Origin of the sequence: Bacillus cereus group sp. BceL291 (assembly GCF_051776705.1) — a bacterium.
Classification (GTDB): domain Bacteria; phylum Bacillota; class Bacilli; order Bacillales; family Bacillaceae_G; genus Bacillus_A; species Bacillus_A cereus.
The window spans coordinates 1-15,526 of record NZ_JBPWAP010000001.1; the positions used below are offsets into that span (position 1 = coordinate 1).

Sequence of the window (15,526 nt, forward strand, 5' to 3'; positions counted from 1 at the left end):
ATACAGAAAGATTCCAAGAAAAACTTCACGGCCTTTCCCCGATAGAATATCGGGAAAAGGCCGTGGCATAATACTCTTTTTATTACTGTCTACTTGACAGGGAGATGACCAGAACCATACTCTTTTTTATTGTCCCCCTATTTCGCCTTATCAGAATAGTATTTCATTGGCTCTTTATACTAAAACTTATGTTATAATACGTTTCATGCGCATTAATAGGAGGTAAATTATGTTAAAAAAAGCAATCGCTGAATTTATTGGTACATTTGTACTTGTATTATTCGGAACTGGAGTAGCCGTCACTGGCGGCGGAATTGAAGGAATTGGAACATTAGGAATCGCTATGGCTTTCGGTCTATCTATTGTAGCTATGGCATATAGCATCGGAACAATTTCTGGATGTCACATTAACCCAGCAGTATCAGTAGCTATGTTCATCAACAAACGAATGAACGCTATGGAACTTTGTTATTATGTATTAGCTCAAATTTTAGGTGGTTTATTAGGAACTGCAACGTTAGTAACAATTTTAAAATCTGCTAAAACACCTTTAGATAATTTAGGACAAAATGGTTTCGGAACTCTTGGTTTATCTGGAGCATTTTTAGTTGAGTTCATTTTAACTTTCGTATTTATTTTAGTTATCGTTGCTGTAACAGGTAAAAAAGGAAGTTCTTCTTTAGCTGGACTAGTAATTGGTTTCACATTAGTTTTAATTCACTTATTAGGAATTCCGTTAACTGGAACATCTGTTAACCCAGCTCGTAGTATCGCACCAGCTTTATTTGTTGGTGGAGAAGCACTTTCTCAACTATGGGTATTCATCGTAGCACCAATTCTTGGTGGTATCTTCGCAGCTATCGTAGGTAAATTCATTTTAAATACTGAAAAATAGAATTTTCAATATTTCTGAATAAAAAAAGGCGAGCCCTCATTATGAGGAAGCTCGCTTTTTTTTATTCTTTCATTTTAGACTTTAAATTTGTAACTAATTGATCTACCGTTACATTTGCAAGTACGTTTTCCATCGCTTCTTGCGCTTGCATTAAAATAATTTCTAATACTGATTGAATATTAGCTCCTACTGGACATTCAATGTTGGGATTTTCATGGAAGGAAAATAGCTGTCCTTCTTCTACAACTTCCACTGCTTTATATACATCAAGTAATGTAATTTCTTCTAAATCTCGAGCAAGTGTCGTACCACCTTTACCAGCTTGTACATCAACAAGTCCTGCTCTCTTCAACATTCCTGTAATGCGACGAATCACAACTGGATTTGTATTCACACTACCGGCAATCCATTCAGAGGTACAGCGAGAGTTTCGATCTATCGCAAGTAATGTCAGCATATGAACACCTACTGTAAAACGACTACTAATCCCCATCTGCACACCCTCCTTTTTATTCATTCTATTAAAAGACGACTCTTATCATTATATACTATTTTTAATTTATACATAAAGAAAAAGCATGATTTCAATAGGAAATCATGCTTTTCTCTCATTATTGACGCTTTATAAATTTCGCTAAATCTTTAAATTTCACTTTATCTGAGTAATTCATTACGCCGTTTACGTAAATGCGGCTTGTAACAGCATTTAATACCGCAATTGTCGCCAATAAGACTGCTAATGTTATCGTAATTTCTAGCATACCTGCTTCACCAGCTACAATACGTGAGAAGGTAACCATCGGTGTAAAAAAGGGAACGTAAGAACTTACAACGACGATAGTACTATTCGGATCACTTAATGATTTAATACTAATAAAGAATGCAGCCATAATTAAAATCATTACCGGGAAAGATACAGCTTGTAAATCCTCCGTCTTAGACACGACAGCTCCAGCAGCAGCATACATCATCGCATAAAGTAAATATCCCGTAATGAAATAAACAAGAAACATGCTGATAACCTTTACATCTAATTTCGTAAAGTCAATTGGAATACCAAATAGTGAGGCACTTTCTAAATCGACCCAACCTAACAAATATGGAATAAGATAACCACACGCCAATATGACAAGTTGCAATAACGCCGTTGAAACAACCGCTAAAATTTTCGCATACATCATCGTAAGAGGCTTCACTTTCGGAAGCATTACTTCCATTACACGTGACGCCTTTTCAGATGCAATATTCATTGCGATTGTATTTCCGAACGCTACAATAAACATATATAAAGCAAATGTAAAGAAATAGGCAATTCCGAAAGAAGATGTACGATCTTTTATCGCTTCTTGCTTTACTTGAATTTCTGTTTGTAATTGCTGTGCAATTTCTGGTGAAACATTATTTTTGGCAATCGTCACCATCGTATATTGTTGCTTTAAATATCCTGCCATAATTGCAGAAGTTGCTTGGCTTGGAAATCCATTATACATATATGTAATCGATGGAGCCCCATCCTTTTCCGTCACATGGAATAGACCATCTAAATCGCCTTCTTCTACTTGCTTATGCAGTTTATCAAAATCATCCTTTGAACCAATTGTTATTTTTGCTGATGGCAATAGCTTATTTAGCTCATCTTTTTGTACTTTATATGTGGAACTCTCTACTACAACTGCAATTTTATCTTTATCCTTATTTTTATCATCGCCTGAAGTAAAATGATTAAATGCAAAAATCCCAAACACAACTAAAAATAAAATCGCACTCGTAATTAATGATTTTTTAGATAAAAATGCTTCCCTAAAATAAAATGAAAATACGTGAGAAAATTTACGCATCGTTATTTCGCCCTCTCTACAAAGATTTCGTTTAACGTCGGCTCTAACATTTTGAATTGTCGTAAGCTAACACCTTGCTCTTGCAACTGTTGCAAAATCTTGAGAGCTTCCGCATCGTCTTGTACTTTCACATAAAGAAGGCCTTGTTGTTTTTCATACGATACATGTATAGCTTCTAATCCCTTTTCATTCTCTACTGTATCTTCAATCGTTAAATTACGGAAACCGTATTCTTTCTTAATATCACTTAGCTGTCCTTTTACGACTGCTTCACCTTTTTTCAAAATACATACATGTTGGCAAAAAGCCTCTACTTGTTCCATACGATGACTTGATAAAATAATCGTCTTTCCGCTCTGTACTTGTTCTTCAATAATACTAGCTAACATCCCAGCATTAACTGGATCAAGACCGCTGAATGGTTCATCTAAAATGAGAAGTTCCGGATTATGAAGAAGAGCAGCAATTAATTGGATTTTTTGCTGATTCCCTTTTGAAAGCTCTCCAGCCGTTTTAAATTTATATTCTGGTATCGCTAAACGCTCTAACCAGTGATCAATAGCATGATCTACTTCTTTCTTCGACATTCCTTCTAATCTACCAAAATATCGCAGCTGATCTATTACTCTACTTTTTGTATATAGACCTCTTTCTTCTGGTAAATACCCAATTGTTACACCACTATTTCCAAATGCTTTTCCATCCCATGTAATCGAACCTTCATTAGGCGTTAATAATCCGAGAAGCATTTTGATTGTTGTTGTTTTCCCTGCACCATTTCGTCCAAGTAACCCTAGTACTTCACCTTTTGGTAACAAAATTTGCAAACCGTTAACTGCTTTTGATTCCCCAAATTGTTTCGTTAAGTTTTGAATTTGTAAACTCAAGTATAAAGCCTCCCCTTTAGTATCATTCGTACTCTCTTTCAAAGACTATGTTTATTCAAGACAAAATATAGCACCACGCTTCATCCTCTTATATGTAAACATCGTCATTAATCCATCATTTGTTCTATTTAGTTAAAATTGTAAATAACAAAGTTCTTTTTGTCAATTATAATTGTCATTACGACAATAAAAATTGTCAAAACAACTATTATTATTTTGCTCATCTTTCTAATATAGGACATACTACTATATATACAAAAGACAATATGCAAATGTTCATATAAAAATATTATATTTTAATATATAATATAAAATGATTTTCTAACATCAAGGAGGATACATATGAAGATGAAGAGGGGCATTACCACTTTATTATCTGTAGCGGTTCTATCTACATCACTTGTAGCATGTTCAGGAACACCAGAGAAAACAGTGGCAAAAGAAGAGAAAGTAAAATTAACAGAACAACAATTAATGGCTGATTTATGGTATCAAACAGCCGGTGAAACGAAAGCACTTTACTACCAAGGGTACAACATTGGTCAATTAAAGCTTGATGCAATTCTTGCAAAAGGGACAGAGAAAAAACCTGCTATCGTGCTTGATTTAGACGAAACTGTTTTAGATAACAGTCCTCATCAAGCAATGAGCGTAAAAACAGGCAAAGGCTATCCTTACAAATGGGATGATTGGATTAACAAAGCTGAGGCTGAAGCCCTTCCAGGCGCAATTGATTTCTTAAAATATACAGAGTCTAAAGGTGTAGATATTTACTACATCTCAAATCGTAAAACGAATCAACTAGATGCGACAATTAAAAATCTTGAGCGTGTAGGTGCTCCTCAAGCAACGAAAGAACATATATTACTACAAGATCCGAAAGAAAAAGGAAAAGAAAAACGCCGTGAACTCGTTTCTCAAACTCATGATATTGTCTTATTCTTCGGTGATAACTTATCTGATTTCACAGGTTTTGATGGAAAATCTGTAAAAGATCGTAACCAAACAGTAGCAGATTCAAAAGCACAATTTGGTGAGAAATTCATTATTTTCCCGAATCCAATGTATGGCGATTGGGAAGGCGCTTTATATGATTATGATTTCAAAAAATCAGATGCAGAAAAAGATAAAATCCGTCGCGACAACTTAAAATCATTTGAAGTAAAATAAAAGAGGATGGCATTCGCCATCCTCTTTTATTTTACTTTCTCTGTTAAAGGCAAGATAAATACTTCCACACGTCTATTCTTTGCCTTTCCTTCTTGTGTATCGTTTGGAGCAATTGAACGGTATTCTCCGTATCCAATCGCACTAAATTTTTCTGGTTGTAATTCTTTATTTTGCAGTAATACTTGCATAAAATTAACTGCCCGCTGCGTACTTAATTCCCAATTCGACGCAAACTGCGCATTGGCAATAGGGACATTATCCGTATGACCCGATACTGTAATTTCACGAGGTGACGCTGAAACAAGTAAGCTAGACATCTCTTTTGCAATCCCTAAAGATTCTAATTTCACATCTGCTTTCCCCGAATCAAACAGTATATTTTCTAATATTGTCACCATTAATCCCTTTTCAGTTAATTTAGTTTGAAAAGAAGAGGATAATTGTTTTTCATTAATATATTGATCAATCTTTTTTTGTAATGCTTTCAATTCATCCATCTCTTTTTTTTCTTTAGCTCTAGCTTCTTCTTGTTTTTTTGTTTGTTCTGCCTCAAGGCTACTTGCTGATAATTCTTTTTCATCATTTGGCTTTTGATCACTTAAAAATTCTTTGTTACCTGTTCCCCCAGCTAATTCACTTCGAAAAGCAACTGCCATCTGTTTAAACTTCGCAGCATCTATACTACTCATTGCGAATAAAACGATAAACAATGCAAATAACAACGTTAACATATCAGAATATGGGATTAACCATGTTTCATCGATATGCTCATCATGTTTTTTCTTTTTGCCTCTTCTATTTTTCTTACTCCGCATTTTTTTCTGCTCCTTTTTCTAGCTTTTTACGCTCAGTTGCAGAAAGTGCACCTAAAATGCGGTTCTTCATAATAAACGGATATGTACCTTCTTGTAACATTAATAAACAATCAATGATTAAACGTTTTTTCTCAATTTCAGCTGAAGATTTTTGCTTTAACTTATTTGCAAATGGATGCCATAATACATAACCTGAAAAAATACCAAAAATCGTTGCAATAAACGCACCCGAAATAGCATGACCTAACTTTTCAATATCAGTTAAGTTACCAAGCGCAGCTACAAGACCGATAACAGCACCTAAAACTCCTAATGTCGGTGCATACGTACCAGCTTGTGAAAAAATAGCAGCTCCCTTTGCATGTCTTTCTTCAATTGCCTCTAATTCAGATTCCAAAATCTGCTCCAAATCTTCTGCGGATACGCCATCAATCACAAATTTCATACCGCGCAAAAGAAATTCATCTTGAATTTTGTCTAATTGTTGCTCTAAAGACAAAATACCGTATTTTCTACTTTCAGATGTCCAATGAACAAATAATTCTAGCAACTGTTCATAACTTAAATCCTTTTTATTTGAACCAAAAAGAACTTTAAATAGTTTTGGAACCCTTTTTAGTTGATTCATCGGAAATGCAATACATACTGCAGCAAATGTACCGATAAAAATAATTAATGCTGCGGCAGGATTTAATAAGGCTGTTATGTCAGCGCCCTTGACGACCATCCCTACTATCACTGCTACAAATCCTAAAATAAGTCCAATAATTGTTGCAAAATCCATTCCCATTCACTCCCAGTCTATACAAGAAGTTCTCTATTCTCGATAATCGCTACATCTTCTTATGTATATATATTACATAAAAAATGCATTTCATGAAAGATAAGAAATGAATTATATAAAAAAATACTACAAATTCACACATTTTCTGACATTTTCTTTGCATTTCTATTACGTTATGACTCTTATATTCCTTTTCCAACAAACTAGATTTATAATAAAAAAAACATTACACATTTTATTAAGAAGGGACTGTGATTACAAGGCATCATGAAAAAGATAATAATTATTTCTGCCACTACTATTGTAATCGGGATCACATCTTTCGCTTACTTTGGTTCTAAAACACCACTACATAATGAAGCAAAAGCTGTCGAAAGTCAAAAGCATAATAACCATAAAAAAGAAGAGATTCCTGCTTTTCCAAAAGCTGATCATAATGCAAAGAAAATAGACAATGACTTTTCAGTGGTAACAAATCCCAAATCTAATCTTGTCTTAATTAATAAACATCGAAAACTACCAGATGGATACATTCCTGAAGACTTAACGAGACCAAATGTACCATTTATTAGTCCAAAAGATAAAGAAAAAACATTGCTGCGAAAAGATGCTGCAGAGGCACTTGAAAACATGTTTAAAGCTGCGAAAAAAGAAGGGCTTGATCTTACAGCTGTATCTGGTTATCGTTCATACAAACGCCAAAAATCGTTGCATGATACATACGTTAGACGCCAAGGAAAAGCCGAAGCTAATTCGGTAAGCGCAATTCCTGGTACAAGTGAACACCAAACGGGTTTAGCAATGGATATTAGTTCAAAATCAGCTAAATTTCAATTAGAGCCTATCTTCGGAGAGACAGCAGAAGGAAAATGGGTCGCAGAACACGCTCATGAATTCGGCTTTGTCATTCGTTACTTAGAAGATAAAACAGATACAACAGAATATGCATATGAACCATGGCACTTACGCTACGTTGGTAATCCATACGCTACATACCTATATAAACATCACTTAACATTAGAAGAAGCGATGGAAGACAAAAAATAAGAGAGCAAATTGCTCTCTTATTTTTCTTTCACTCTATTATTGTAGTAATTTCTTCTTCCATTCTTCAGGCCATGGTTCGCCTCTTCCTGTTTTTTTCGACGCTTGAACCATCATTCCACGACCTACTAAACAAACCTCTCCTGCTGCATTCTTCACCATATAATGTAAATCTAAAGAAGAATTCCCGACCGATCCTGCCTTTACATACACCTTCAGCTGTTCATCAAAATATATTTGCTTAATAAAATTACATTGTAAATCCGCAACAACGATCATCGTTTCTGATGATGCATGTGTCCACTCTTGCATAAATCCAAGTTCTTTAAACAACGCAATACGAGCTTCTTCAAAATAAGTAAAAGCAACGACATTATTTACATGTCCAAACATATCTACTTCACCAAAACGAACCTTTACAGGGTTGTAAAACGAAAAACCACTTTCCCATTGCTCAAAGTCTTCAATATAAGAAATCCTCTTCATTGTTATCTCCCCTTTTCACCTTTAAATAAACAGAATAAACAGAAAAATAAAGTTATAAATATTGCCTCTTCGATATGAAGAGGCAATATTTATTAATAGTTATTATCGCTACCAAAGAAATCTTTGAACGATTGAATTGTTGTATCACGGTTTAATGCCGCAATTGAAGTTGTTAAAGGAATACCCTTCGGACATGATTGCACACAGTTTTGAGAGTTACCACAGTTTGCTAGTCCTCCATCTCCCATAATTGCACGTAAGCGATCTGCTTTATGCATTTCACCCGTTGGATGTGAGTTGAATAAGCGAGCTTGTGATAACGGTGCTGGTCCAATAAAGTCAGACTTACTGTTTACGTTTGGACATGATTCTAAGCAAACACCACATGTCATGCATTTTGAAAGCTCATAAGCCCATTGACGCTTTTTCTCAGGCATTCTTGGTCCTGGACCTAGGTCATACGTACCATCAATTGGAATCCACGCTTTAACGCGTTTTAGAGCATTAAACATGCGACTACGATCAACTTGCAAGTCACGTACAACCGGGAATGTCTTCATCGGTTTTAAGCGAATTGGTTGCTCTAATTGATCGATAAGTGCCGTACATGATTGACGTGGTTTTCCGTTAATCACCATCGAACATGCACCACATACTTCCTCTAAGCAGTTCATATCCCATGCAATCGGAGTTGTTTGGTTCCCTTTTGAATCAACAGGATTACGACGGATTTCCATAAGTGCTGAGATAATATTCATATTCGGACGATATGGAATTTCAAACTCTTGGTCAAACGCTTGCGCATCTGGCCCGTCTTGTCTCGTAATGATGAGGCGGATTGTTTTCTCAGACATGTTGTTTATCCCCCTTCTCTTCACCCTTAGCAGCTACATCGTGTTTTGAAGAATAATCACGTTTACGTGGTTTAATTAACGAAATATCAACGTCCTCGTAATGGAATGCTGGTGCATTTCCTTCTCCCTCAAATTTTGCCATCGTAGTTTTTAAGAAGTTTGCATCATCACGATTTGGGAATTCAGGTTTGTAATGCGCCCCACGGCTCTCATTACGGTTATATGCGCCAATTGTAATAACACGTGCTAACTCAAACATATTTGCAAGTTGGCGTGTAAATGAAGCACCTTGGTTACTCCATCTTGCTGTATCGTTAATGTTAATACGTTTGTAACGAGCCATTAATTCTTCAATTTTCGCATCTGTTTCTAATAATTTTTTATTTTCACGAACTACTGTAACGTTATCTGTCATCCATTCTCCAAGCTCTTTATGAAGAACATACGCATTTTCGTTACCATCCATCGTTAAAATATTGTTAAATTTCTCTGTTTCGATTAATTCATTTTGCTCATATACAGTAGATGAAACAGCATCAGATGATTTAGAAAGACCTTTCATATACTCAATTGCGTTTGGTCCTGCTACCATACCACCATAAATTGCTGATAATAGTGAGTTTGCACCAAGACGGTTACCACCGTGCATAGAATAATCACACTCACCTGCTGCAAATAAACCTGGAATATTTGTCATCTGTTTATAATCAACCCATAGTCCGCCCATTGAATAGTGAACAGCTGGGAAGATTTTCATCGGTAGTTTACGAGGATCATCCCCTGTAAATTTCTCATAGATTTCAATAATTCCACCTAGTTTAATATCTAGTTCTTTTGGATCTTTATGAGAAAGATCTAAGTACACCATGTTTTCACCGTTAATACCTAGTTTTTGCTCTACGCAAACATCAAAGATTTCACGCGTTGCGATGTCACGAGGTACAAGGTTTCCGTAAGCCGGATATTTTTCTTCTAAGAAGTACCATGGTTTACCATCTTTATATGTCCAAACACGTCCACCTTCACCACGTGCAGATTCACTCATAAGACGTAATTTATCGTCTCCAGGAATTGCCGTTGGGTGAATTTGAATGAACTCACCGTTTGCATAATATGCGCCTTGTTGATATACAGCAGAAGCTGCTGTACCTGTATTGATAATGGAGTTTGTTGATTTTCCGAAAATGATACCAGGGCCCCCTGTTGCCATAATCACGGCATCTGCTCCGAAACTTCTAATCTCCATAGTTTGTAAGTCTTGTGCAACGATTCCTCGGCACACACCTTCATCATCAACAACAGCTCGTAAGAAATCCCAACCTTCATATTTCGTTACAAGTCCTGCTACTTCGTGACGACGTACTTGCTCATCTAATGCGTAAAGTAATTGCTGTCCAGTTGTTGCACCAGCAAATGCTGTACGGTGATGTTGCGTTCCACCAAATCGACGGAAATCAAGAAGTCCTTCTTCCGTACGGTTGAACATAACACCCATACGGTCCATTAAATGAATGATACCAGGTGCTGCTTCACACATTGCTTTAACTGGTGGTTGGTTCGCTAAGAAGTCCCCACCATAAATTGTATCGTCAAAGTGGATCCATGGAGAATCCCCTTCACCTTTCGTATTTACGGCACCGTTAATTCCGCCCTGAGCACATACAGAATGTGAACGTTTTACTGGTACTAAAGAAAACAGTTCAACATTTACTCCTGCTTCTGCCGCTTTAATCGTTGCCATTAAGCCAGCCAAGCCACCGCCGACTACTATAAGTTTCCCTTTCATGCTCTCCCACTCCTTACTGGTTTGCTAGCTGTGGATCGATGAACGCTAATAATGCACTCACACCTACATAAGATAAACCTAAGAAAATAGCTAATGTTACATAAGTAGAGATTCTTTGTGAACGTGGAGATACTGTAATTCCCCAGCTGATGCAGAATGTCCATAGTCCATTTGCAAAGTGGAAAATTGTTGAAACAACACCAACTAAGTAGAATGCAAACATAGCTGGATTGTTTAAAATATCTGCCATCATATCATAGTTTACCTCTTTACCTAACATTGCTTGAATACGAGTTTCCCAGACGTGCCAAGAAATGAAGATCAGCGTAACGATACCTGAAATTCTTTGGAAAACGAACATCCAGTTACGGAAATAACCGTAAGAAACCGCATTGTTCTTAGCTGTAAATGCAATATATAAGCCATATATAGCATGGTACAGTATCGGTAAAAAGATGATGAAAATTTCTAGCGCATACCGGAATGGAAGGAGCTCCATAAAGCCTGCAGCTTTGTTAAAAGCCTCTGCTCCTCGTGTTGCAAAGTTGTTTACAATTAAATGTTGCGTCAAAAAGACACCAACCGGGATGACCCCCATTAATGAGTGCCACTTACGAAACGTATACTCGCGGCCTTTCATGTCCCCATTACCCCCCTTGAATGTTTGACTGCTGTTTTCAGATTAGTTTATGACAATAATGTTTTTTCACTATTGGCATAAGAAAAACTGAAAAAATTATTCGAAATATTTCAGCATAATTTGATACCAAGTTCATTTTACTCCTATTTTTGTCGAAGCGTCAAGAAAACGTATACATAATTTGCATATAATTTGCCAATTCTTTTTTTCTTCTTATATATTCAGATTTTCCTAAAGAAAAATCTGTTTTTATAAATGTGAAATGTTATATAATAATCCCTATAGAAAGAGGGGAATATTGTGAGTAAAAATACAATCGATACAACATCTTTAGAAGATGTTTCATTGAACGCCTTCGCTTATGAATTGCTACGTGAAGAATTACTACCTGATTTAATCGGCAACGATTTAGATGGTATTTTATACTGGTCTGGTAGAAACCTTGCAAGAAAATATCCGCTAGAAACAATTGAAGAAGTCATTCAGTTCTTTGAAAAGGCTGGCTGGGGCACTTTAAGCATTGTTGAACATAAGCGTCGTGAAATGCAGTTCCAACTTAAAGGCACACTCATCGCAGAACGTCAAAAACAAAAACGACATTCTTCTTATCAACTAGAAGCCGGATTCATCGCTGAACAAATCCAAAAGCAACGGAACGTCGTTGCAGAGTCATACGAAGAAAAGAAAAAACGTTCTGACTCTATTACATTTCTTGTAAAATGGGATATAAAAGATCTCATTGAAGTGTAAGCATTACCTACAGTCAACTAGACATATCAGTTTAGTTGACTTTTTTGTATTTTCATTCAGATGCATTTATTTTAAATCTTCAGAAATTATACCAAAAAACAGAAGACGTTGTAAACTACAACGTCTTCTTATCTGTTAAATACGTATAAATCGTCTCCGCGACATTTTTCGGCATACCCGCTTCGACAAATTCCTCTATAGAAGCTTCTTTCATCTTCTTTAATGAACCAAAATGTTTTAACAATACCTTTTTCCGTTTATCACCGATTCCTGGAATATCATCCAATGCTGATTGAATAACAGATTTCCCGTGTAATTGACGATGGAATGTAATCGCAAATCGATGCACCTCATCTTGAATACGCTGCAATAAATAAAATTCTTGGCTATTTCTCTCAAGCATCACAGGTTCCGGTGGATCCCCAATAATTAAATGGGAGGTTTTATGTTTATCATCTTTTACAAGACCTGCCATCGGAATATATAATCCGAGCTCATTCTCTAAAATATCACTTGCAGCCGCTAGATGGCCTTTTCCTCCATCAATAATAATCAAATCAGGTAAAGGTGAATTTTCTTTAAGCGCCCTTGTATAACGGCGCCTCACAACTTCTCTCATAGACTCATAATCATCTGGTCCTTGAACCGTTTTAATTTTATATTTTCGATACTCTTTCTTCGCCGGTTTCCCATCGATAAAAGCAATCATTGCAGAAACGGGATTTGTTCCTTGAATATTTGAGTTATCAAACGCTTCAATACGATATGGCGTTTCAATCCCAAGCTGCTTCCCTAAATGATCTACCGCTTTAATCGTTCGTTCTTCATCACGTTCAATTAAGTAAAACTTCTCTTCAAGAGCAATCTTCGCATTTTTATTTGCCAATTCTACAAGGTCTTTTTTCTTACCACGTTTCGGCTGCGTCGCTTCCACTTCTAAAAAGCGCTCTACTAATTCCGAGTCTATACTTCCTGGAACGACAATTTCCTTCGGCTTAAAATGACTACTGTTTTCATAAAATTGGCCGATAAACGTTAAAAAACCCTCTTCTGGTTCATCGTAAATTGGAAACATAGAAACATCACGTTCAATTAGCTTTCCTTTTCGAACGAAGAAAACTTGAACACACATCCATCCTTTATCCACTGCATATCCAAACACATCACGATCCACTAAGTCACTCATAATCATCTTTTGCTTTTCCATAATCGCATCAATATGAGCAATTTGATCACGCAACTCTTTTGCACGTTCAAACTCTAGTTTCTCTGAGGCCTCATACATTTTTATTTCTAGTTCTGAACGAACTTCTTTATGTCCACCATTTAAAAACTTAATAATTTCATCTACAATTTCTTTATTTTGTTCTTCCGTCACTTCTTTCACACAAGGCGCTAAACATTGACCCATATGATAATACAAACAAACTTTATCTGGCATATTCGTGCATTTCCGAAGTGGATACATACGATCTAGCAGTTTTTTCGTTTCATGAGCAGATTGTGCATTTGGATAAGGACCAAAATATTTCCCTTTATCTTTTTTTACGTTTCGAGTAATGAGTAAGCGAGGTTGCTTCTCCGCTGTAATTTTAATAAAAGGATATGTTTTATCATCTTTTAATTGAATATTATATTTCGGATCATATTTTTTAATTAGATTTAACTCTAAAATAAGTGCTTCTAAATTCGAAGAAGTTACAATATATTCAAAATCAACAATTTCTCCTACAAGCCGCAGTGTTTTCCCATCATGTGAACCAGTAAAGTACGAGCGCACACGATTTTTAAGCACTTTTGCCTTTCCGACATATATAACCGTTCCTTGCTTATCTTTCATCAAATAACAACCAGGTTGATCTGGTAAAATAGCCAACTTCTCTTTCAAATGTTCGTGCACTCGTCTCCCTCCATTTCTACATACTTAGCATTTTTATTTTCCCTTGAAAACATACTATGCCCAAACACCCAACATACGTTCTTTTATTGTAACGGAAAGACTGTAAAAAAGAAAATAAAAAAAGCTACCAAATGGTAGCTTTTTTTATTTTAGAAGTGTTTAGAAACTAATTCTACTAACGCTTCTTTCGGTTTGTAACCTAACGCTTGATCAACTACTTTACCGTCTTTTAATACGAAAAGAGCTGGAATGCTCATTACTTCGAATTGACGAGCAGTTTCTTGGTTTTCATCAACGTCTACTTTTACTACTTTTACTTTTTCGCCTAGTTCTGCATCGATTTCCTCTAATACAGGAGCGATCATTTTACAAGGTCCACACCAAGGTGCCCAGAAATCTAATAATACAACACCTTCGCTAGTTTCAGCTGCGAAGCTTTGGTCATTTGCGTTTACAATTGCCATTTTATTTCCTCCTTCAAGTATATTCTACCAAGAGTATATCATTAACTTATATACGTGGCGAATAATATGTATCGTTATGTATTGTAACAAAAAAATGTTCCTTTATACTATATAAAAATACGGATTAAATACTAAAAAGATGAGAGACAGGGGATCTCTCACCTTTTTCTATATATAGGGGTACTTCACTTGGAACTCAAGGGTACTAAAATCATGAATGTACTTTTAACTTTTTAAACTCTTCTGTTAAAAGAGGTACAACTTCGAATAAGTCACCGACAATACCGTAGTCAGCTACTTTAAAGATACTTGCTTCTGGATCTTTATTAATCGCAACGATTATTTTTGAGTTAGACATACCTGCTAAATGCTGAATCGCACCAGAAATACCACATGCAATGTATAAGTCTGGGGTAACAACTTTACCAGTTTGACCAATTTGTAATGAGTAATCACAGTATTCAGCGTCACAAGCACCACGAGATGCCCCAACAGCGCCGCCTAGTACGTCAGCTAACTCTTTTAATGGTTTAAAGCCTTCTTCACTCTTCACACCGCGTCCACCAGCGATAATAACTTTCGCTTCAGAAAGATCCACACCTTCTGCCGTTTTACGGACAACATCTTGAATGATTGTACGTAAATCTTTCACATCAACTGTAATAGAAGATACGTCACCGCTGCGAGACTCATCTTTTTCCAGAGTTGCAATGTTATTTGGACGCACTGTCGCAAATAAGATGCCGTCTGTTACAATCTTCTTCTCGAATGCTTTACCAGAGTAAATTGGACGAGTGAAGATAACATTTCCACCTTCAACCTCTAAAGCAGTTACGTCAGAAATTAAACCAGCTTCAAGCTTCGCTGCTAATTTTGGTGATAAATCTTTGCCAAGTGCTGTATGTCCAAAGACAATACCTTCTGGATTTTCTTCAGCATGTACAGCTAAAAACGCTTGTGCATAACCATCAGATGTATATGATTTTAATTTATCATTTTCAACTGTCACAACGCGATCTGCACCGTAATGAATCAATTCATTTGCAAAAGAGGCAACGCTGTCTCCAATTAGAAGACCTACTACTTCACCGCCTTCTGCAATTGTTTTTGCTGCTGCTACCGCTTCAAAAGAAACGTTACGTAGCGATCCATCACGAACTTCACCCATTACTAATACTTTACGAGCCATAGATTTTCCCTCCTGCATATATAA

The 15,526-nt window shown here is 36.2% G+C and carries 17 protein-coding genes; 5 read left to right on the forward strand and 12 right to left on the reverse strand.

Features of this window, described 5'->3' with window-relative positions:
- Both ACS2CR_RS00005 and ACS2CR_RS00010 read left to right on the forward strand, forming a co-directional pair.
- Positions 1 to 71: IS3 family transposase (locus ACS2CR_RS00005; RefSeq protein WP_325782447.1), on the forward strand; the 71-nt coding region annotated here is incomplete at its 5' end.
- Positions 72 to 229: 158 nt separating this feature from the next.
- A complete protein-coding gene (locus tag ACS2CR_RS00010; RefSeq protein WP_000913213.1) occupies positions 230 to 895 on the forward strand; it encodes an aquaporin in 666 nt (221 codons plus the stop codon).
- Between the two features lie 61 nt (positions 896 to 956).
- Here ACS2CR_RS00010 and ACS2CR_RS00015 read toward each other — a convergent pair whose 3' ends face one another.
- The 3 genes from ACS2CR_RS00015 to ACS2CR_RS00025 all read right to left on the reverse strand — a co-directional run bounded on the left by ACS2CR_RS00015 (position 957) and on the right by ACS2CR_RS00025 (position 3,620).
- Complete coding sequence (locus ACS2CR_RS00015) at positions 957 to 1,388, reverse strand: Rrf2 family transcriptional regulator (protein ID WP_000512998.1); 432 nt, start codon at positions 1,386 to 1,388, stop codon at positions 957 to 959.
- A gap of 118 nt (positions 1,389 to 1,506) precedes the next feature.
- Positions 1,507 to 2,733, reverse strand: coding sequence for an ABC transporter permease (locus tag ACS2CR_RS00020; protein ID WP_053514511.1), 1,227 nt, complete (start codon positions 2,731 to 2,733; stop codon positions 1,507 to 1,509).
- Positions 2,734 to 2,735: 2 nt separating this feature from the next.
- A complete protein-coding gene (locus tag ACS2CR_RS00025) occupies positions 2,736 to 3,620 on the reverse strand; it encodes an ABC transporter ATP-binding protein (protein ID WP_053514512.1) in 885 nt (294 codons plus the stop codon).
- A gap of 342 nt (positions 3,621 to 3,962) precedes the next feature.
- Here ACS2CR_RS00025 and ACS2CR_RS00030 point away from each other — a divergent pair, with 342 nt between their 5' ends.
- A complete protein-coding gene (locus ACS2CR_RS00030; RefSeq protein WP_000782768.1) occupies positions 3,963 to 4,790 on the forward strand; it encodes a 5'-nucleotidase, lipoprotein e(P4) family in 828 nt (275 codons plus the stop codon).
- A 26-nt stretch (positions 4,791 to 4,816) separates the two neighbouring features.
- Here ACS2CR_RS00030 and motB read toward each other — a convergent pair whose 3' ends face one another.
- Both motB and motA read right to left on the reverse strand, forming a co-directional pair.
- Positions 4,817 to 5,605 (reverse strand): flagellar motor protein MotB, encoded by a 789-nt coding sequence (motB, locus tag ACS2CR_RS00035; protein WP_001256735.1) that lies wholly within the window; start codon positions 5,603 to 5,605, stop codon positions 4,817 to 4,819.
- Positions 5,595 to 6,389, reverse strand: a complete 795-nt coding sequence (motA, locus tag ACS2CR_RS00040) for a flagellar motor stator protein MotA (protein ID WP_000344852.1) — start codon at positions 6,387 to 6,389, stop codon at positions 5,595 to 5,597. The genes motB and motA overlap by 11 nt, the downstream gene beginning before the upstream one ends.
- A gap of 267 nt (positions 6,390 to 6,656) precedes the next feature.
- Here motA and ACS2CR_RS00045 point away from each other — a divergent pair, with 267 nt between their 5' ends.
- Positions 6,657 to 7,436, forward strand: a complete 780-nt coding sequence (locus ACS2CR_RS00045) for a M15 family metallopeptidase (RefSeq protein ID WP_000720201.1) — start codon at positions 6,657 to 6,659, stop codon at positions 7,434 to 7,436.
- A 36-nt stretch (positions 7,437 to 7,472) separates the two neighbouring features.
- Here ACS2CR_RS00045 and ACS2CR_RS00050 read toward each other — a convergent pair whose 3' ends face one another.
- From ACS2CR_RS00050 to sdhC, 4 genes are all read right to left on the reverse strand, one after another.
- A complete protein-coding gene (locus ACS2CR_RS00050; protein WP_000822734.1) occupies positions 7,473 to 7,919 on the reverse strand; it encodes an acyl-CoA thioesterase in 447 nt (148 codons plus the stop codon).
- A gap of 92 nt (positions 7,920 to 8,011) precedes the next feature.
- Positions 8,012 to 8,773: a succinate dehydrogenase iron-sulfur subunit gene (sdhB, locus tag ACS2CR_RS00055; protein ID WP_001291827.1), complete on the reverse strand. Its 762-nt coding sequence runs from the start codon at positions 8,771 to 8,773 to the stop codon at positions 8,012 to 8,014.
- The gene (gene sdhA / locus ACS2CR_RS00060; RefSeq protein ID WP_000676750.1) at positions 8,766 to 10,559 is read right to left on the reverse strand and encodes a succinate dehydrogenase flavoprotein subunit; all 1,794 of its coding nucleotides are present in this window, start codon (positions 10,557 to 10,559) and stop codon (positions 8,766 to 8,768) included. Before sdhA ends, sdhB begins: the two co-directional genes overlap by 8 nt.
- 13 nt (positions 10,560 to 10,572) lie before the next feature.
- Positions 10,573 to 11,199 carry a succinate dehydrogenase cytochrome B558 gene (sdhC, locus tag ACS2CR_RS00065; RefSeq protein WP_000678354.1) on the reverse strand — a complete coding sequence of 209 codons (627 nt, stop codon included), beginning with the start codon at positions 11,197 to 11,199 and terminating at the stop codon, positions 10,573 to 10,575.
- Between the two features lie 300 nt (positions 11,200 to 11,499).
- Between sdhC and ACS2CR_RS00070 the strand changes: the two genes are divergently transcribed.
- A complete protein-coding gene (locus ACS2CR_RS00070) occupies positions 11,500 to 11,949 on the forward strand; it encodes a YslB family protein (protein WP_000042226.1) in 450 nt (149 codons plus the stop codon).
- 115 nt (positions 11,950 to 12,064) lie between these two features.
- Here ACS2CR_RS00070 and uvrC read toward each other — a convergent pair whose 3' ends face one another.
- The 3 genes from uvrC to etfA form a co-directional block, all read right to left on the reverse strand.
- The gene (gene uvrC, locus ACS2CR_RS00075) at positions 12,065 to 13,849 is read right to left on the reverse strand and encodes an excinuclease ABC subunit C (protein ID WP_000544296.1); all 1,785 of its coding nucleotides are present in this window, start codon (positions 13,847 to 13,849) and stop codon (positions 12,065 to 12,067) included.
- A gap of 149 nt (positions 13,850 to 13,998) precedes the next feature.
- On the reverse strand, positions 13,999 to 14,313 hold the full coding sequence (gene trxA / locus ACS2CR_RS00080) for a thioredoxin (RefSeq protein WP_001018943.1): 315 nt from the start codon (positions 14,311 to 14,313) through the stop codon (positions 13,999 to 14,001).
- Positions 14,314 to 14,524: 211 nt separating this feature from the next.
- Positions 14,525 to 15,502: an electron transfer flavoprotein subunit alpha gene (etfA, locus tag ACS2CR_RS00085; RefSeq protein ID WP_000101943.1), complete on the reverse strand. Its 978-nt coding sequence runs from the start codon at positions 15,500 to 15,502 to the stop codon at positions 14,525 to 14,527.
- Between the last annotated feature and the right edge of the window lie 24 nt (positions 15,503 to 15,526).